The 19,420-nt window shown below is 50.0% G+C and carries 19 protein-coding genes; 5 read left to right on the forward strand and 14 right to left on the reverse strand.

The genetic code is table 11. The features are described from left to right. From FD07_RS08010 to FD07_RS08020, 3 genes are all read right to left on the reverse strand, one after another. Positions 1–888: IS3 family transposase (locus tag FD07_RS08010; RefSeq protein WP_162254221.1), on the reverse strand; the 888-nt coding region annotated here is incomplete at its 3' end. After that, the gene (locus FD07_RS08015; protein WP_020089827.1) at positions 819–1,544 is read right to left on the reverse strand and encodes a helix-turn-helix domain-containing protein; all 726 of its coding nucleotides are present in this window, start codon (positions 1,542–1,544) and stop codon (positions 819–821) included. The genes FD07_RS08010 and FD07_RS08015, both read right to left, overlap by 70 nt. Before the next feature lie 148 nt (positions 1,545–1,692). After that, positions 1,693–3,129, reverse strand: a complete 1,437-nt coding sequence (locus FD07_RS08020) for an MFS transporter (RefSeq protein ID WP_027826001.1) — start codon at positions 3,127–3,129, stop codon at positions 1,693–1,695. A gap of 180 nt (positions 3,130–3,309) precedes the next feature. Between FD07_RS08020 and FD07_RS08025 the strand changes: the two genes are divergently transcribed. Continuing rightward, positions 3,310–3,951: a methyltransferase family protein gene (locus FD07_RS08025; protein WP_020089825.1), complete on the forward strand. Its 642-nt coding sequence runs from the start codon at positions 3,310–3,312 to the stop codon at positions 3,949–3,951. A 146-nt stretch (positions 3,952–4,097) separates the two neighbouring features. Here the strand turns inward: FD07_RS08025 and FD07_RS08030 are convergent, their stop codons facing one another. After that, positions 4,098–4,568 (reverse strand): MerR family transcriptional regulator, encoded by a 471-nt coding sequence (locus FD07_RS08030; protein WP_020089824.1) that lies wholly within the window; start codon positions 4,566–4,568, stop codon positions 4,098–4,100. Positions 4,569–4,772: 204 nt separating this feature from the next. Here FD07_RS08030 and FD07_RS08035 point away from each other — a divergent pair, with 204 nt between their 5' ends. Further along, positions 4,773–5,252 (forward strand): C40 family peptidase, encoded by a 480-nt coding sequence (locus FD07_RS08035; RefSeq protein WP_020089823.1) that lies wholly within the window; start codon positions 4,773–4,775, stop codon positions 5,250–5,252. A 177-nt stretch (positions 5,253–5,429) separates the two neighbouring features. Here the strand turns inward: FD07_RS08035 and FD07_RS08040 are convergent, their stop codons facing one another. Continuing rightward, the gene (locus FD07_RS08040; RefSeq protein ID WP_020089822.1) at positions 5,430–5,864 is read right to left on the reverse strand and encodes a GNAT family N-acetyltransferase; all 435 of its coding nucleotides are present in this window, start codon (positions 5,862–5,864) and stop codon (positions 5,430–5,432) included. 15 nt (positions 5,865–5,879) lie between these two features. Beyond that, complete coding sequence (locus tag FD07_RS08045) at positions 5,880–6,545, reverse strand: histidine phosphatase family protein (RefSeq protein WP_020089821.1); 666 nt, start codon at positions 6,543–6,545, stop codon at positions 5,880–5,882. Positions 6,546–7,048: 503 nt separating this feature from the next. Between FD07_RS08045 and FD07_RS08050 the strand changes: the two genes are divergently transcribed. After that, on the forward strand, positions 7,049–9,199 hold the full coding sequence (locus FD07_RS08050) for an LTA synthase family protein (protein WP_051089610.1): 2,151 nt from the start codon (positions 7,049–7,051) through the stop codon (positions 9,197–9,199). Between the two features lie 86 nt (positions 9,200–9,285). On the opposite strand, the gene FD07_RS08055 is transcribed toward FD07_RS08050, so the two are convergent. Continuing rightward, entirely contained in the window at positions 9,286–10,281 is a 996-nt protein-coding gene (locus FD07_RS08055; RefSeq protein WP_020089819.1) for an NAD(P)/FAD-dependent oxidoreductase, read from the reverse strand. A gap of 52 nt (positions 10,282–10,333) precedes the next feature. Here FD07_RS08055 and FD07_RS08060 point away from each other — a divergent pair, with 52 nt between their 5' ends. After that, a complete protein-coding gene (locus FD07_RS08060) occupies positions 10,334–11,089 on the forward strand; it encodes an alpha/beta fold hydrolase (RefSeq protein ID WP_020089818.1) in 756 nt (251 codons plus the stop codon). Here the strand turns inward: FD07_RS08060 and FD07_RS08065 are convergent. Next, positions 11,074–12,117, reverse strand: a complete 1,044-nt coding sequence (locus tag FD07_RS08065) for a PrsW family intramembrane metalloprotease (protein ID WP_020089817.1) — start codon at positions 12,115–12,117, stop codon at positions 11,074–11,076. The genes FD07_RS08060 and FD07_RS08065 overlap by 16 nt on opposite strands. 177 nt (positions 12,118–12,294) lie before the next feature. On the opposite strand from FD07_RS08065, the gene FD07_RS08070 reads away from it, so the two are divergent. Next, the gene (locus tag FD07_RS08070; RefSeq protein ID WP_020089816.1) at positions 12,295–13,251 is read left to right on the forward strand and encodes a nucleoside hydrolase; all 957 of its coding nucleotides are present in this window, start codon (positions 12,295–12,297) and stop codon (positions 13,249–13,251) included. 124 nt (positions 13,252–13,375) lie between these two features. Here FD07_RS08070 and FD07_RS08075 read toward each other — a convergent pair whose 3' ends face one another. From FD07_RS08075 to FD07_RS08100, 6 genes are all read right to left on the reverse strand, one after another. Then, complete coding sequence (locus FD07_RS08075) at positions 13,376–14,029, reverse strand: hypothetical protein (RefSeq protein WP_020089815.1); 654 nt, start codon at positions 14,027–14,029, stop codon at positions 13,376–13,378. Between the two features lie 81 nt (positions 14,030–14,110). Beyond that, positions 14,111–14,926, reverse strand: coding sequence for a Cof-type HAD-IIB family hydrolase (locus FD07_RS08080; protein ID WP_020089814.1), 816 nt, complete (start codon positions 14,924–14,926; stop codon positions 14,111–14,113). A 43-nt stretch (positions 14,927–14,969) separates the two neighbouring features. Next, the gene (locus FD07_RS08085) at positions 14,970–15,797 is read right to left on the reverse strand and encodes an alpha/beta hydrolase (protein WP_020089813.1); all 828 of its coding nucleotides are present in this window, start codon (positions 15,795–15,797) and stop codon (positions 14,970–14,972) included. Next, positions 15,778–17,070 carry a PTS transporter subunit EIIC gene (locus FD07_RS08090; protein WP_020089812.1) on the reverse strand — a complete coding sequence of 431 codons (1,293 nt, stop codon included), beginning with the start codon at positions 17,068–17,070 and terminating at the stop codon, positions 15,778–15,780. The genes FD07_RS08085 and FD07_RS08090 overlap by 20 nt, the downstream gene beginning before the upstream one ends. 85 nt (positions 17,071–17,155) lie before the next feature. Beyond that, on the reverse strand, positions 17,156–17,971 hold the full coding sequence (locus FD07_RS08095; protein WP_020089811.1) for an HAD-IIB family hydrolase: 816 nt from the start codon (positions 17,969–17,971) through the stop codon (positions 17,156–17,158). Positions 17,972–18,229: 258 nt separating this feature from the next. Further along, on the reverse strand, positions 18,230–19,396 hold the full coding sequence (locus tag FD07_RS08100; protein ID WP_020089810.1) for a serine hydrolase: 1,167 nt from the start codon (positions 19,394–19,396) through the stop codon (positions 18,230–18,232). Positions 19,397–19,420: the final 24 nt, after the last annotated feature.

Here is a 19,420-nt window from a genome sequence, read left to right on the forward strand (position 1 = left end):
ACGGTCAGTTATTAGGTGCTTACAATTGTTATACCAATCCATGAAATCCGCCACTAGTGCTGTGATTTCTTCTAGCGATAATGGATGTTCAAAGTCAAAATATTCCGTCTTCATATGACTCCACAAACTCTCCATAGGGCTATTATCACCGGGGGTTCCTGGGCGTGACATGCTATGAGTTACGCCTGCACCAGCTAAAGCTTTATTGTACTGCCCTGACGTATAGCTCGATCCTTGGTCGCTATGAAGGATGTCTGGTTTCACGCCACCGGTAGCTAATATAGCCGCACTAAAGGTGTCGGTCACTAAGGCAGCTGTCTCCGTTGGCTCGATTCGCCAAGCCACGACATGATGATCGTACAGGTCCTTGATGGCACTGACACGGATTTTACTACCGCCCTTAATACCATATTTAAGTTCACTACAGTCGGTTACCCAGACTTGATTAGGCTTGTCAGGGTGGAAGTCATGCTTGGCATCTGCTGTGAGTAACTTATTGCCGAGAATATACTCCTTGCGTTCGGCCTTACGGTCATGCTTCGCAACTAGAATTGATGCTCTGATATTGTGCTTCTTCATCAACCGTCGGATTCTTCCGGCACTTACATGATACGGCGTTTCCTTGTTTACGTATGCCACTAGGCGCTTTACTCCGAAGATGTAATGGCGCTTCTCTTCTAGTGCTTTAATGTACTTATAGATTTCCTCATTATCGAGTTCTCGTTGATTAGGGCGTCGATGAAGCCACTTGTAGTAGGCGGCTCGTGAAACCTCTAAGCACTGACACATTAACCCAATTTGAGTTGGTTCGTTTCGGTTTAAGGCTTCTTGGGCGAGCGCTTGGATTGCGCGATATTTAACCTCTGAGGGGCATCCTTCCTTTCCAATTCCTTCATTTTTTTTAGGACTTCATTCTCCTTCGATAGGTAGGCAATCCTTGCTTCTAGAGCCTTGACTTTAAGCTCCTGCTTCTCCGCCTCAGTCAATTGGGGCTTTCCGGATTTATCTTTACCACGACGGTCTTGTAGGGCCTCTGGCCCACCTCGCCTGAACTTCTTGACCCAGGCATACACTTGCCCGTAAGATACCTGAAACTGCTGTACGGCGGCGTTGTAGTCCAGGCTGTTTGCGATAGCCCACTGCGCAATTTCAATTCGTTCCTTCTGTGTCGTCTTCCTACCAGTATTCATGGTCTTGGACCTCCCAGTGGTTTTCAATGATTTACCACTAGTATACAGGTTCACCCACTGATAAATAACACCGGGATTAGAAATATCAAACTGCTTCGCTAACTGTGAATAAGAAGTATTACCGGCTAGATATAAGTCAACCACCTTCTGCTTGAGCTCTGAGGAGTATTGGCGTACCTTTCGTCGTTTCAAGCCATCAATACCCGCAGCTTGAAAACGTTCAACCCACTGATTGACTTGTGCCTGCTTTACACCATACTGCCGTTCGATCCCAGATACCGTTTGTCCTTGTTCAACCAAATGAATATAGTACAGCTTATCTTCCAGACTGTACCGGATGCCTCTTCGGCCCATACAAAAAACTCCTCCCTAAGTAAACAAGCTTTGATTATTTGCTTGTCTACTTAAGTAGGAGTATAGCCCGAAAAGCCTTCGCAATTGCGAAGGCTTTTTTGTTGCCTATGATATTTGGTGTCGATAGAAAGGTCTGTTGACGCCATTTCTAAGCCCGTGCGCGCCGACTAAACAACTGCCAGCCCGTAATCACACTGGCCACCAAACAGATCACCAGCGAGACCATAAAGGCCACGTGCATCCCACTAATAAAGACTTCAGGATGCGCCGGCAGATACGCGGTGACCTTGTGTCCCGCGTAGTGACCCATGGCAGAGAACAGAACGGTCGTGGCAATGGAGATACCCACAACCATGCCCATCTCCCGTGCCAGCGCGTTAACCCCACCAGCTACACCAAGGTCGCGCACCGGTACGGAGCTCATAACAATGGCATTATTGGGCGCCATGAAGACCCCGTTCCCGAAGCCAACCAGACCGATGAAGAACATGAACACCCACAACGGGGTCGCTAGGGTAGCCAACATGTAACCCACCTGACTGACCGAAATCAACACGAGGCCGATAAACGTCAAAATTTCTGGTCCAATCCGATCCGAAATACTCCCGGCAATCGGCGCAACCACGACCTGCACGATGGGAAAGGTCATCAGCGCATAGCCGGCGTAATTAGCCGCCATGCCCCGAGCATTTTCCAAGTAGAATGGGGCGATGACGTTAAAGAAGAAGTTGGCTACAAAAATCAGAAAGGCACAGAGAATACTGATCGTGAATCGCTTATTTTCAAAGAGATGTAACGCTAAGATTGGGTTGTCAATTCGCAGCTCAAGCCGCACGAAGAAGACCGTAGCAACGATGGCGACCGCAAATAATCCCAGAATCACTGGCCTCGTAAACCCAATCTCCTGGCCGATAAAGACGCCAGCAAACAACGTCACCATCATCAGAGCGAACAGCCCCGCCCCAGGCTTATCGATTGCCTGTCGACTGACCGTAATATCTTTGGGTAGGATGCGCTGGCCAATCAGTAGCGCCACAATCCCAATTGGCACGTTGATCCAGAAGATGTAGCCCCAATTGAAGTGGGCCAGAATCAGGCCCCCTACCCCGGGACCGGCAATACTGCCGAGTGCCACAAAGGAGCCAATCATCCCCAGCGCTCGCCCTCGCTCGTTGAACGGAAAGACTTCGGTAATGATGCCGCTGTTGGTCGCCATAGTCATGGCTGCCCCGATGGCCTGAATTGTCCGAGCCACCAGCAGGAACCCCAGACCCACACTGAATCCACAGAGTAGTGAGCCAACGGTGAACAGGACGGAACCAATTTTAAAGATACGAATCTTCCCGCGGGTATCGCCGAGCTTGCCAAAGAGCAGTAGCAACGCGCAGATGGTGATCAAGTAGATTGACACCACCCACTCCGCTTGGTTCATGGGAATGGCAATGTCCTTACTAATGACCGGTAGCGCAATGTTGACGATGCTCCCGTCCAACGTCGACATGAAGGTAAATAGACAGACGGCCACCAGAATTAGCCACCGATGTTTTTGAATCGCAGGATCATCCGCAAAATTTTTCATGTTCATTCTCCCCTACGTCACCCGGTCCGAACCGAGTCAACTCTTTTATCGGCCCCCATTATAGGGTATCCGGCCAATAGATGAAAGCTAATTTCTCAGCTATTTAATTCTCCATGCATAACCCAACGACTTTACGCTGATGCTCTCGTGCAGTACGCTAGGGTTATCCAAAAGGAGGGTTCGCTTATGTATGGGATTAACCGAACAACGACGGGGGCAAAACTACTGATCTTAGCCGCTCAGTGTTGCTACCTCGTGGTGAGTGGTTACTGGTTGGCAAACGCCGCGCAACCCCCACTACTCACCTGGACCATGGCTGGCTGCCTCGCCGTCATCTTCCTGCGGCTTAACGCCATGATGTTTGTCTGGCTACCGCGCGGCATTGGGTGGTCTGAAGCGTTGGGAAATAGTCTGGCCTTTGCCCTCTACTATCTGGGATTCCCATGGCTCTTAATTCACGGTGGCGGCTTCGTCCTGTGGCCCTATCTGCTCGGACTCCTCTTCTTTGTCAGTGGTAGCGCCCTAAACACGACCGCCGAGCTGCTTCGAAAACCCTTCAAAAACGATCCCCGTAACGCCGAAAAGCTCTATCGCGGCGGTCTTTTCAAGTACGCCATTCACATTAACTACTTGGGTGACGTATTGTGGGTGCTGGGCTGTGCACTAGTGACCGGTAACCCTTACGCGCTCCTGGTACCGTTACTGCTGCTGGCACTGTTTGTCTTCTCTTACATCCCCACAGCCGACCGCTACCTCGCGCAGAAATACGGGACGGCCTTCACAGACTATCAACGTGAAACCAAGGAGCTCATCCCCTTCATCTGGTAAGGATGTAGGTAATTAATCCACCCACCGGCTTCACGTTGCAACCATCAAGTACACGCCTCGCAAAAAGGCGCCCGGGATTTTCCCCCGAGCGCTTTTCATTTACGATTAAAAATCAACGACGCTAATGACGACCAAACCTTCACCGCTTAAACGCGACTCGCATCGGTCAAGCGCTGGGCCTCATCGTTTGGTAATAGTTTGTAATGAATGGGACCATCGTCGGGCAACAGGGCCATCAATGTTTGGGTATCATCGAAAGCCCCCAAGTTAATGGCCATTTGATTGTCAATCATGGCAAAGCCCTTCATCCCGGTAGAAACGAAGCGGTGAATGTGCTTCACGTTTTCCTCACGCGCCTGCGCCTGCTTAGCGGCCCCGGCCAACGTGTAGCCGGCATCCAAGAAATATTTCATCATTGACACCTTGATAAACGTTTTAAATGTATAGACCCGGGCCTGTTGACCGTCCTCACGCTCTCGAGAAGCAATCAATTCCTTCTTCTCCCAGTAACGTAACTGCCGAGCCGAGACACCGGTCATCGACGATAACTCCCCGATTCGAAAGACCAACCGGTGAAAATCAAAGGTCTGCCGGATCTGATCTGTAAATTCTGCCATCCTGCTATGACTTCCTCCCCGTGTTAACTTACTTACCAATCCTGTTAGATTTTAACAAGTTTTGCCCCTAAATTGCAACTATATTGCTAAAAGTAATGATTTGTTTAAGACATTTAACGGGTTTGCAAAGGGCTTGTTACATATTTGTCACATTACATTGGTACGCTAGTAACTGTAATAATTCATGAGGAGTTGTCAGTAGGAATGAAGAAAGTTGTTAAAATATTAGCCGCATTTGCATTAGTTATTGTTGGTGTCTTCGCTGTCTCGATGAGTACGACCACCACGGCATCCGCCGCTTCTAACTCATCATTCAAGTCCGTTTACAAAGTTGCCAAGTCACATTTAGGTGCTAGTTACGTTTATGGTGCTACTGGTCCTTCCGCATTTGATTGCTCAGGGTTCACTGGTTATATCTACAAGAAGGGTGCCAAGACAACGTTGCCTCGGACCGCACAAGCCCAATACAACAAGTACAAGCACGTCAGCTACAAGAACATCAAAAAGGGTGACTTGGTCTTCTTCGGTTACAGTAAGGGATCCATCTCCCACGTTGGGATGTACATCGGTGGCGGCAAGATGATTGATGCCCAAAACCGTGGTGTGGTCCGCGAAGCCGTTCACGCGCCATGGTGGCATGCTGTTGGTTACGCCCGCGTTAATACCGCAACTGACGCTGACTAGTTCTACTGAACCTCATGAATTCAAATGAACGTTAATAAATGACAAACACGTTACGCACTGACAATTGGTCGGTGGTAACGTGTTTTTTTGTGGAAAATATCTCCCCCACCTCAGCCATCAAAAAAGACAAGCAGCGCTGAATCCATCGCCTGCTTGTCTCGTTTCTTTACTGTTACATTATGCAATCGTGTACCGCATGGTTCGATGGGGAATCCCGGCTTCCTCAAACACATCGCCGATCACCGTGAAGCCTAGTTCCTGGTAGAATTCCAAGGCTGTCTGTTGGGCATCCAACTCCACTCGCGTCACATCGGACTTCTTGGCATCCTGAATAATCTGCTTGATCAACTCTCCGGCATAGCCGTGGTGCCGCGCATCTTTCTCGGTGGCAACTCGCTGAATCTTCACGCGGTTTCCCGCCAACATGTCAATTCGCGCCGTTGTGACCGGCTGATCATCCTCATAGCCCACATAGTGCATCTTGTCCTCGTCAGTGCCGTCTAGCTCCAACTGAGGGTCAATGCCCTGCTCCGCAATAAAGACGTCCTTACGAATCTGTAGCGCGTCCTGATAGACGGGGTTTAGCTTACCCCAAGCCATTCTAATTTCCATCAAACCATCCTCGTCCTAATCTTTTTGATTGTAACTCAACACCTGAATGTCGTCTGGTGTCAGTAATAATTTCGTTAAACTCCCGTTGGCTGGTCGCACACTCAGGTCGTATTTACCCTGACCGTAACGCTCCATCAGACTCAGCAAGGTATTGCCATGACTGATCATTAAGACCTTGTCACCGTCTTTTAACTCGGGATTACGCCGAATCATGTCAAACGCCTGATCAACTCGTGCCCAGTATTCCGCGTTGTTCTCAGCTTGCCGGAATGGATCGGCCTCTTTCAAAAAATCTTTGGCCTTGCCAATGGAATACTTCTCTTCAATCGCCTTAAACGTTGGTACACCATGCGGTGCTCCCGCCACGTACCAAGCTTGGGCCATATCGGTCCCCTCATAGTAACCGTAGAACTCCTCACGGAAGTACGGTGCCGTTGTCAGCTTGGCCGCCGGTTGTGAATGGTTCGCCGCCAGAATAGTCTCCGCGGTCTGTTGGGCCCGAGTAGTATCACTGCAATAAGCTGCCGCAAACTTCACATCCTGCAGCCGCTCACCGGCCGCCTTAGCATCGGCAATCCCGGCGTCGGTCAACGGCGAATTGCTCCAGCCCTGTAGTTTATTGTAGATGTTGAAATAAGTCTGACCGTGCCGTACCACGTACAACGTGATCTGCTTGTCCATAACGTCTTCACACCTTTCATTTTGTTGGTTTCCAATAGACATGTGCCTCCGGGATGGTGAAAATCGCCCGTGACGCTGTGGGCGGACGCCGGAAGCCACAGAACGGTCTTCCGGCTTGGTTTTAAGCCGACAAATCACGTCTTAAAACCACCCAGTTCTCTAACCGGCTAAAATACGCCGGTAAGAGAACTCCCACAGCTGAGGCGATTTTCACCATCCCTGCGGCTAAGCTAGTACTAACCAACCGTTCAAATTACCTTCTACTGTATTCATTTATTAACTAAAAGTATGACAGTCTTATACCATCATCAATTCTATATCTCTAGTGTACCAAATAACATCACCAGCGGCGCATGATTTCCCCATGGGACTTAAAATTTCCCTAAACTTACCCGAAGAATCCCTATCGGACCGGGGAATTTGCTAGGATAGGGAAAATGCCTGCGTTACGGGTGACGGTTATTGCCCGTTAACTATGGTAGAATAAGACTACTTATTTACAAATGAAGGAGCGAAATAACTTGGAACGTTTCAAAAAGATCTGGGCCAGAACGGGGACACGGATGGGCTTTACGACCCTGCTCGTCGTGATCTTTTGGCTAAAGACATTAGTCGCCTATTTCGTCGACTTCAAATTAGGGCTCAGCGACCCCTTCCAGTTTCTCATCGTCCTCTTGAATCCAATTGCGACAACCATCCTGCTCTTCGGACTGGCGCTGTACCTGAAGCGGGCACGATTCTTCTACCCATTTATTTTTCTGATCGACATTCTTAACTCCCTACTGCTCTACATCAACGTCATCTACTTCCGGGAGTTCACCGACTTCATGACGGTCAGTACCATGTTGGGTTATTCAAAGGTCGACCAGGGACTCTCCGGCAGTTCGCTGGCACTGACCTCCCCCCACGACATTCTCTACTGGCTGGACCTGGTCATCGTCATCGTCTTGATGCTGACGCGGCGAATCTATATTGATCCTCGCCCCGTCAACAAACGAGTGGCTTTCGCCGTGACGTCGGTCGGCCTCCTCGCCTTTTCCGTCAACCTGACGCTGGGCGAAATGGACCGGCCACAGCTTCTGACGCGGACCTTCGATCGGACCTACGTGGTGAAGTACTTAGGATTAGACGCCTTCACCGTTTACGATGGTATCAAATCTGGCCACACTAGCGAGCTTCGTTCACACGCCAAGAAGTCCGAGCTCAGTGGTATTCTAAAATACGTTCATGGCAACTACGCGGCACCCGACAAAGATCTCTACGGGGTCGCTAAAAAGAAAAACGTCATCATCATTCACTTGGAAAGTTTCCAACAATTCTTGATTAACAAGAAGGTTAACGGCCAAGAAGTCACGCCATTTCTGAACAAGCTCTACAAGAGCAAATCCACCTACAGCTTCGACAACTTCTTCCATGAAGTCGGTCAAGGGAAGACTTCCGACGCCGAAACGATGCTGGAAACCGGAACGTATGGCCTCTCTCAAGGGTCCCTATTCACTCAACTGGGCAACGACAACACCTTCCAGGCTGCACCGGCCATCTTCAATCAAGCTGGTTACACGAGTGCCGTCTTCCATGGTAACGTTGGGAGCTTCTGGAACCGAAACAACACTTACAAGAACCTGGGTTATCAGTACTTCTTCGATGCCAGTTACTATGACACCTCTGGGGATAAGTCGTTAGGCTATGGTTTGAAGGACAAGCTGCTCTTCAACGACTCCGTGAAATACCTGCAGCACCTCCAACAGCCATTTTACGTGAAATACTTGACCGTCTCGAACCACTTCCCATTCTCCTTGGATAGTGAGGATAGTACCTTCAAGACCCCAGACACTGGCGACAAGACCGTTGATAATTACTTCAAGACGGCTAACTACCTCGATCAGTCGATTCAAGAATTCTACCACTACCTTAACAAGTCTGGGTTAGCAAAGAATTCACTGGTAATGATCTACGGGGACCACTACGGTATTTCTAATTCATCCAACAAGAGTCTGGCGAAGTTGCTCGGCGTCAATCCGGACGACTGGAACGATTACAACAACGCGCAGCTACAACGGGTACCACTGATGTTCAACATGCCTGGCTACAAGAAGGGTAAGATTGAACACACTTACGGTGGTGAAGTCGATGTGTTGCCAACCCTGCTCCATCTGATGGGGATGAACAGCAAGAAATACCTCCAGTTTGGAACGGACCTGTTCTCTAAACAACACAATCAGGTTGTCGCCTTCCGTAACCGTGACTGGGAAAGTCCGGGTTATACATCCGTCGACGACACCATTTACAGTAATAAGACCCAACAGGTCATTCACCCGACTGGGAAGCTGAAGGCTAAGATTGATAAGATGCAGGCACATGTCAACGAGGGGCTGAGCCTATCCGACTCACTGAACAACAAGAACCTCTTACGTTTCTACCATCCTAAGGGCTTTACAGCAGTCGATCCGAGCGATTATAACTACTCGGACGGCTTACAAAAGGCTGAAAAACTGGAAAAGAAACTGGGCTTAAAATCAACCAGTCTCTTCTCCCGCAATGGCGACAAGTCCACGCAAGGCCTCTACAAGACCGATGCACCAGAACTTAACCACAAGCAGACTGATTCTAACCGGATCAAGATTACCAATCAGGACGATACCAGCGGCAAATAAGGCACAACTTGCCACAAAATAAAGAAGCTATCCGTTCAATCTTAACGATGAGCGGATAGCTTCTTTGCTTTTAACAAACCGAAATCTTAAGGTTTAGGGGTAATCGACGTACTGTGGACTGGGCCGCGACGGTCAGGAAAGTACGTGCTCATGATGGCTTGCACGGCAATTGGTGCTTCGCCGTAACCAATGGCAATCAATGGCTCCTTGCCAGGATAGGTGGCCCCATCCCCAATCGCATAGATGCCGGGAACACTGGTCGTCATCTGCCGGTCAACGGCAATCAAACGCCGGTCCTCAGCCATATCCACGTCCCAGGCGGCCAAGGCCGAGTGGTCGGCGGTAAAGCCGTAGCTAACGACCAAATCATCAATGACTTGGTGAACCATATCGCTAGCCGCACCCACGGGCTTCAACGTTACATCCAAAGCACCTTCGGCCGTGGCTTGCAGGTCCCGAATCAGGTATGGCGTTTTTACATTAACGGTCGATTCATGCAACAAGTCCACCATGTGCGCCAGTCCACGGAACTGGGCGCGACGGTGAAGTAACGTGACGGACTTAGCAACCGGCACCAGCATCAGGGCTTGGTCGATGGCGGCATCACCACCCCCAGCGACCATCACACGGTGGCCACGGAACTTCTCCAAGTCACGGACACTGTAAAAGAGCTGCTTGCCAGCAAAATCATCGGCCCCGGCCACGTTTAACTTACGCGGCTTGAAAGCACCGTTACCCACGGCAACAATGACCGCTCGCGTCTGGCTTGTGCCCTTCGGCGTGGTAATCAAGAAGCCATCTGCATTGGGCGTCACGTTAGTCACGGACTCGTCCGTCTTGATAGTCAACGGAAATTGTTTGAGCTGCTCGCGTTGCCCGGCAATCAGATCACGGCCGGTGACGCCCGGAAAACCCGCAACGTCAAGAATCGTCTTCTCCGGATAGAGGGCATCGACCTGCCCGCCCAGTGAAGAGAGACTCTCGACGACTTGGGTCTTGGCATTGTGCATCCCGGCGTAAAAGGCGGCAAACATACCGACTGGGCCACCGCCAACAATGGTAATATCATAAGATTCTGTCATAATTTTGAACTCCATTTCTTTAACTCGACAAACACCTGAGGAGGTGATGGCTATGAAACATCTGCGCGGACTCACGATTCTCCTGACCGCACTGGTCACGCTAGGCGCACTCGCTTGGGGCTGGCACGCGCGTCAAGCCGCCTTAGCGACGACCCGTGTTCCGCAGACGCGCACGGCCACCCTTTTCTTACCAGGAAACAGCGGCGGCTGGCTCTCCATGCGGGACATGGTTCTCAGCCTCAACCGCCCACAACTGGCCCGCTTTAGCCTGACCGCGCGCGTGACCGATAGCGGACACGTCAGCTGGCAACAACACCAGCCCATCAATACTAATCCACTGGTACCGGTACTCTTTAAGGATAACACTCATGCCGCCAGAGAAGCGCGTCAACTCGTAACGGTGTTGACTCAACTACGAGCACGTTACGGCATTACCCACGTTAACTTCGTTGGCCACTCCTCGGGTGGCACGATTGCTTACGACTACCTGAACCAAGCCCGACGCGCGCCCGTGACGGTCAGCCGGATTGTCTGCATCGGCGCCGACTTTCCTGGCTGCCCACCACTTCGAGCGCACTACCCCCAGCTACACATCTTAAATCTTGCGGGCAGCATTGGTTTGACCGGCAACGACAGCGAGGTCCCTGTAGACACGGCGACCCCACTACGACACTTAGTTGCGGGTCACGTCGGTAGCTATCGTTTCGAAGAGCTGCGTGGTCCGGTGTGGGATATGCAACATTCCCTACTTCACGAGAACCCGGCGATTGATCGAAAAATCATTAGGTTTCTCTATCCGCCGAGTTGACTATTTTTCAAGATTCGTTGACCTTGCAGCGTTCTGACCTCTCGAAGACCGGCATTGATCAGTACAAAGATTGCCACCCAACCAATGGCGATCAGGGTCCACTGCTGGAGGTAAAGGATATCCAACACGTCGAACGGCGCATTCCAATCCCAACCGGCGTGGAGCAGAATCGCCAGCAGGTAGAATCGCAGGAACTTTGGCGCAACAATGTTACTTCCGGTCACGGGTTGATGCCGTTCCTTGGCAAGCATGATGGCCGCCCCCATGATGGCGGACCAGATCGTATGCGTCCCAATCGCCTGCCAGCTACGCATCAGCAAGGTCACCAGGCCGTATTGCCCCGTGTACCCGGCCGTTTCAAAGACGGCAAACCCTGCGCCGATGGCCGCTCCCAACAGCAGTCCATTAAAGATATAATTCAAACGGAAACGATTGATAAAGAACGCGATCACTAACATCTTAGCGGTCTCTTCGATAAAGCCCACAATCAAGGCGGACTCCCACGACACACCGTTCCCCGATGGAATCAGCGAATAGAGAATCATCGTCGCCACCAGTGACAGGATTCCCCCGACCAGAAAGACCGCCATGAGTTGATAGACGGAAATATTGCGGAAAACGTTGATTTCAAAAAACATGATCATTAGTGAAAATGGCACAGTCAACGACCCAATAAAGATCATCCCGGGAACGGCGTTGTTACTCCGAAAGCCCAGAAATAGTAAGGCTAACAAGACAAAGCTAGCGCCCAATAGTGCAAATACCCGGGAAAATAGCCACGGCTTCACCGGTGCGGTCGAGACGGCCTCCAGCGAAGGCGTGGTTTCTTTGGTCCCGACAATAAAGAGCGACTCCGCATCATCTAAATCGTGATGTTTAAAGACCGCCGAAAACATAGAAAATAAATGAATTTCAACAACTTTATTTTCACCAGTCCACTCATTCATTTCTTTCGTTGCATCATCTAGTAAATGATTGTGATACTCAAAATGCCGTTTTGTCGGCTTCACTGACTCCTTATTCGCCATTGCCCAATCCCCCTTGACCGGCCCATCAAAACGCTTGAGCCTGATTCTTAGTTTACCGTGAATGCCGTAACGCTTCAACTTGATTCCGAGACCGCTTGCTAAATGTAAACCGTTACATTATAGTTGTAGTAGGCGCTCAGCCAATTAAATATAGATCAAAGGGGAGACAATTATATCATGGCAAAACGTAAAATGATTTTAGACTTAGATACTGGTATCGATGATTCCTTAGCAATTGCTTACGCATTAGGTGCCCCAGATGTGGACTTAATCGGGATTATCGGTTCTTACGGTAACGTCGTTGTTGAAGCAGGTGGCCAAAACTCCTTAAAGATTTTGGAACTCCTCGGCCACACCGACATCCCCGTTTACCTAGGTGAAAGTCATTCCTCAACCAGTGATCACTTTGATCGGATGCAAGTTAGTGCCGACATCCACGGTGAAAACGGGATTGGCCAAGTCGAATTACCAGAACCTAAGCGCGCTATCGAAAAGGAATCCGGTGTGGACTTCTTAATCGATGCTGCTCACAAGTACGGTAAAGATTTGACGTTAGTGCCAACTGGTCCAATGACCAACTTAGCTGCTGCTTTGAAGAAAGCTCCAGAAATCGCTACGGAAATCGGCAACATGACCTTCATGGGTGGGGCCTTAACTGTTCCTGGTAACGTGACGGCCTACGCCGAAGCCAACATCAACCAAGATGCTGAAGCTGCTAACGCCGTTCTGACCAGCCCAATGCACTCAACGATGGTCGGCCTGGACGTAACGCTGCGGACCCTCTTAACCAAGAAGGAAACCCAACAATGGCGTGACTTAGGCACCGAAGCCGGTGAAAAGTTTGCCGACATCGTTGACTACTACATTCAAGCCTACGTTGATGTTAACGACAACTTAGGTGGTTGTGCTTTGCATGATCCACTGGCTGTTGGGGTTGCTTTGGACCCTAGCTTCGTTACCACGATTGACCTGAACATGGTCGTAAACTACAACAAGGAAACTTACGGCCGGACCATCGGTGACGATAACCGGTTGAACGAACCAACTAACGTGAAGGTATCTGTTGCGGTTGATAAGGACCGTTACCTGAAGACCTTTATGGAATACTTGACGAACCTGTTCAAGCAAAACTAAATTTAAGTCATTTGAATCCCGCCGTTTCGTAATGGCGGGATTTTTTTGCGCTGGACTGCTTTTTCAAGACAACAAAAAACGAGTGGCAACGCCAATTGGGATTTGCCACTCGCTAGAATCAGATTTATTTCGTCTTGTAATTAAAGTTGCTCGTCATGTTCTTAACACCTTGATTGGCATACTGATTCGCATACTTTTTCTGGTTAGTTGCGTCCAAACTTTCAAACGCCTTCATGTACTGTTTGTACAATGCTGGCTTAACGTACTTCTTGCCATAGGCTGCGGCTGGACTCTTCTTGGTCTTGGTGTACGTGTAAGTCTTTCCGGTCGTTGCCAAGCGCCGGTTAGCCTTCGTCCCCGCAATCTTAGCGGTGAACTTCGAGCTCGACTTCTTCGTTAACTTAAAGGTATAAGTCTTCTTGGTCAACGAGGTCGTGGTCTTGTTTTTATCGGCGGTCTTAAATTGGATTAACTTGTACTTCGTCGTCAACGTTTGCCGATTCTTACTCAGCTTGGTTGAAGTTGGCACACCGTACTTCACGTTCGGCGTGGACCCAAAGTCACCAAAAATCAGCATCGTGCCGGTTTTGCCGCCTGATTTGTACGTCTTAAAGTAAAAGACTGTCTTTGACTTGGCATTCTTATAGTACCGTTTCAAATCGGTATTGTTGATTGTTGGCTTCTTAGCAGCACTAGCAGAAACGCTCGGTGCAACGACCCCACCAAGGGTCCCCAATGCCATCACTGTTAGTCCTAGCTTAACCATTAAACGTTTCATGACGATAATCCTCCTTAAAATTCATCCACTACACCTTTTATAGTGCCATTATTCTTTTGTAATTGCAAGAAGTCTCATCCGTTAGTCTAAGATCTCTGCAAAACGTTGTTTCAGATACTCAGCGACACCAGCTTCGTTGTTCGTCGTTGGCGTCTGATGATTGGCCGCAGCCTTGATTTCTGATTGACCATTTAACATGGCAACCCCATCGCCAGCGGCCTTAATCATCCCCAAATCATTTTCAGCATCGCCAAAGGCCATTAGGTCATCGAAGTCCCACCCGAAGTGTGTCAACAGTTGACCCAAGCCAACCGCCTTGTCCATATCGGCAGCTAAGAATTCAAGGATCTTGGGCTGTGACCGCACCACATGGTACAAATCGTGTAGTTCAGGCGTCAATTTGGCAACGACTTGATCCAAGACATCTGCATCCGTTGCCATGACCGCCTTACTAAAGAGGTGTTCTGGCAAGTCAGCGAACGCCGTAGGAATAAAGTCCATCGGTGCCTTCAGCATATGCTGGTAGACGGATGGTGTTAGATCCGACACAGGGTAGACTTGGTCAAAATCCAAGATATCGAGTGGGTACCCGTTCTCCTTAGCAAAAGCGTGAAGCGGTTGAAAATCGTGCTTGCTTAACCCGCTTTGAGCCAAAGCTTCTTTGGTTGTATTTTGAATAACCAACGCCCCGTTGAAAGTAATCGTGTAATCTTCAGCGGTCGTCAGGCCGAGTTGTTCGAGGTAGCCCCAAATCGCATTGATTGGGCGGCCGGTGCATAGTACCACTTTAATGCCAGCGGTGTGAAGCTTGCGCAAAACGGCAGCATTCTCCTCACTGATGGTCTTATCAGTATTCAGTAGCGTCTCGTCTAGGTCGAGTGCAATCATTTTTGTCATTCGTTTTCGTCCTCCGTATACCTCCCATTTTACACGTAACCGGTTACGAATTAAACCCGGTCATCTTCAAAAGGTCTTGGCGAATCAAGCCAACAATTTGCTGATTCTCTGGAAGATCGGCGTGATTGGCATTCGCGCCGGTCACCGTCATTTGCGTAAAGCTTTTAACTTGGCCCTGAAAGATCAGTTTACCGCGGTTCACGCTATCAAAGGGCACAATACCATCACCGGAATAGCCCTCACTCCCAGCAATTGAGTAAACCGTGACGGACTTAGGCAGGTGCTTACGGTGCTGACTCAGTTGTTTAAACAGTGGTGTATCCACGTTTTGATCAGACTCTTCCAGATTAAACGGCGAGGCAATCGTCATTAACCGATCAGCGTGGGCCTTTGTTTGGGCAACGTCGTCTTCCAAAAAAATCGTCAGTACCAGCCCACCATTGGAGTGACCCATCGCCGAGAAATGGTTGAAGTGATAGGTCTGTTGTAGGGCCTTGAAGGCAATGGTAAACCATTTGGCTTGCTTCTGAATCGTCTCATAACCATCACGATGATTCTCAAATCCCACAACAATAATCGGTTGTTTGTCGGTTGGCCGAATACTACCGGTATACTTCAACGTCCCGTCAGTCATGACTTCCACGCGTAATAGACTGTGCTGGTGCGGCGTCTCTCGATTGAGTTCCGCGACTAACGCATTAAAGCGATTCTGCGTCGCGCTTGATCCCGGTACCAGAAAAACGGGCGCCATCGCACTGCGATAATCCGCTTGAACATGGGCCCGCTGTTGGGACCGCCAGAGAAGGCCTGGGATGCAGAGAACAACTAAGGCCACTAGAATCACCGCTAAACTACGAAATCTTCGATTCATGATTGACCGCCTCCTCCGCAATTCCAGCCCACTTCACGAATGGGTAATAGATTGCCGTACTGATGACGAGCTCCGCCACGGCCAAAACCAGCGCGCCCCAATTACCACCAGTACCCAAGAATGCCTGTAAGATTCCCGGTGTCCCGTTAGCCAACGGATAGGCCACTGCTGGGACCCAATGCAGGACCAGGGCCGCCCAACTCAGCGTGATGCAGACTAACGGGGCCAGGATGAACGGTGTAAATAGTAGGGGACTAAAGATCACGGGTAGGCCCATTAATAACGGCGCATTAAAATTCCCCAGGGTCGGGACTAAGCAATACCACCCCATTCGCCGTTGTGCCGAGTTGTGCCGCACTAAAAAGATTGCTAGCAGAAGGGCCAGGACCATTCCCGGTCCCCCACTTGTCGCATAGACATCGACCACGGTGTGCAGGGTAATCGGATGGGGCACCTGCCAACCACTATGATTCAGCACCGCAGCGAGGTTCTGGGCCGCTTCAATTGACTGCCCCCCAACACTAGCGATTGGCCCCAAGATGCCCAACCACTGACAAGTTCCCGTGAGCAAGCCAAATCCTAATAGTGTTCCCAAACTATGTGGGAGTTGAAACGGCCACCGAGCTAGCGTCAGGAGTGCTGCATTCAAACTGACTGTCTGGGTACTGACCCAAATAAAGCCTAAACCAGTTAGTACCACCAACCAAAGGCCCACAACCCCCACCGTCTGCTCCAGGTGCTCGTGTTCCGGATCTTGATGATTGATTAACCATCGGTACCCATTCCCCACCAGCAAGCCAACTAGGACCCCAACTAAGATACCTGAGAGCCCGAGATTACTAGAAAGCCACTGTACTGAATGATTGCTCAACACCGATTGGCGATTCACATTCAGTGACTTCAAGGCAATAATCGCGATGACTCCCGCCATCAACCGATCCCTAACCAGTGGGGTGGCCGGCGCCACCAGATAAAAGCTCACTGCAAAAGCCATTAGAATCGCCGTTAACCCTAGCGTACCTGCACTCAAGAGTCCGAGGTACTGGCGAAGGAGGTGCAATTGAAACGCCCACTTCGCCACGTGAAGCGTTTGATAATAATACCCGCTGCGCTGTAGCCACGTCTGATTGACAAAATCAGCTAACGTTCCGACTAGAATTACAGGAAAAATCAGTCGCAGTGCCCGGTAAATGGCACTAACTTGCCGATTCCGTCGAAACTTAATTTCAAGTCCAATGAGGTTGCAACCAACCCTACTGATCCGTTCAGCCATCGGGACCACCCCCTCAATACCGCTGATTGTACGGCATTTAGTGGTCGTCCTGTTACACGCGACACTCAGTTAGTCTGGCGATCACCTAAACTAACCACTGGTCAATTTGTTGACCCACAGCACCTAACTGATTGTTCGCAGGCAAGCGCTGAATATTTCCCGTAATAATAGCCGGGTCGGCATTTGCCACGGCAAAACCTTGACCCACCATTTCTAACATCGCGTGATCATTGCCGGAATCGCCAAACGCTGCCATTTGCTCCGGTAAAACACCCCAGATTCGGCCTAAAGCTAACAGTGCGGTGGCTTTACTGACCAGTGGCAGCGTCACGTTCATGCCACCTAGACCACTGCTAGTTCCCACCAAGTGGTTCTGAAAATGTTGATTAAATGCCGCCACCTGAGCGACCACGTCTGTCTTGAGCCACGTCACGTCAATCTTCAATATAGCATCTGTCACCTGAAGCAGATCTGAAACACTCGTCAGACTGGGATAAAAAGCTTGAGATTCATGGAATCGCTGACTCGTCGCCGGTAACTCAGTGTACGCCCGATTCCGGCCGCACACGATCACAAAACAGTCAGCCATGATGGGAACCGTCTTCAGCCAGGTCACCGCGGCTTGCCAGTCCTGTGGCGCAATTGCTTGGGACTGCAGTTGCTTCCCCGTCCCGGTCACTGTCAACGCACCATCCTCAACGATATAGGTTAATGTTGCCCGATTGGCCAGTGGTGCAAACAACGCTTGCACGTGGTCTAACGGGTCGCCTGTCGTTACCACAAAGCGCATTTCGCGGCGTGCCAGCGCCGCCAGTTGTGCATCAAACTGATGCTGGTTGTAGTGACCATTTTCATCTAAAAACGTCCCATCTAAATCCGTTGCGATAATCTTTGGTCGCATCCACTGACACCCTTTCTTGAAATAACATACCCCCATCATACCTGGCCATTCAGCCCAGTACAACGCATTTCTCTTATAAATAAAATCATAAAACAAACGCCGTCATACCAGGGATACCGATAGGCTAAATGGCTTAATCTAGTATCTGTTTCAGTAACGATTCATCCCCCCAAAAGACCATCCACAATCAAGATAGTCGGCCACAAAAATAAAAATCGCCCTGGATTTCTCCAGCGCGATTCGGCAACTATTTAAAGATTAAGCATCCATGCCCAAACTGTAGGCGTGGTTCATCAATGACTTGGTTTCGGTAAATTCGTTCTCATCGTGCAGAACGACCGTGATCACCCGGTGCTTACCGGCTTTCTGGCCAGTCCCCACGAAGCAGTACCCTGCCAGTGGCGTATACCCGGTCTTCAAACCGTCCACGTTCAGGCTCGCCTGATAATACTTGCGACCCTGTAACATGTTGTTGTAGTTATAGCATAATTGACCGTTGACCCGCTTGGAACCGACAGAACCATCCGTCAGAATCTGCGGGTAATCCTTGATCAGATGCCGCGCGATCAACGCCACATCCTTAGCGGAAACCATGTTGGCGTTGGCAGAACCGTAGTTGTAGCCAAACGCCTTTAAATCACTGTTTTCCAAACCAGAAGCGGAGACAAAGCTGGCCTTGTCCAAATTCCAGGATTGCGCTTGCGCATTCATCTTCTTGATGAATTTAGCGTTACTGCCAGAAACCCATTGGCCCAGCGCGATGGCGGCGTTGTTCGACGAATCTAGCAGTGCCGCATCGTATAATTCCTTAACCGTATACTTGTGATTGCTGTAGAACCTGAAGCCCCCACAGCTAGCACTATTGCCCATGGCAACTAACCCCCGATTATTGGTCTTCACGATGTCGGTCCACTTACCGGAACCATTGTCGATCTTATCCAAGACCAGGTACAGCGTCATCAGCTTGGAAACGGAAGCGATTGGCCGCGCCGTATTCGCACGCTTAGACCAAACCGCCTTACCCGTCGTGTAGTCTAAAGCAACGGCATTTTTGGCGTATTTCAGCCCAAATGGTGCCTTTCCCTTCTTCAGGTAGCCATGCCAGATCCAGCCCTTAACGGAGCCGCTCTTGTTAGCAACGTAGTAGTAAATTCCCTTGGAGTTACTGTGCTTGAGTGTGGCCTGTTGCGTCACGTACCAGGTTGTGTTGGGATAGCCCTTCATCGTAGCGATTCTCTTGTTATGTGCCTTATTGTAAATGGCTCCCGCTGCACTCTTCTTATGATAAGCGGCTTTCGTCACTGATTTCGTCGACACCGTGGTGTAAGTTGCGGCGTTGGCGGTCACCTGAACGTTTACGGCAGCCCCTAATGTGACCGTAAACAACAGGGCCAGCATGAACCCCTTGAACTTTGAAATTCTCATTGGTATGTATTCCCCTTTTCTAAT

The organism is Levilactobacillus parabrevis ATCC 53295 (assembly GCF_001434055.1).
GTDB lineage: Bacteria > Bacillota > Bacilli > Lactobacillales > Lactobacillaceae > Levilactobacillus > Levilactobacillus parabrevis.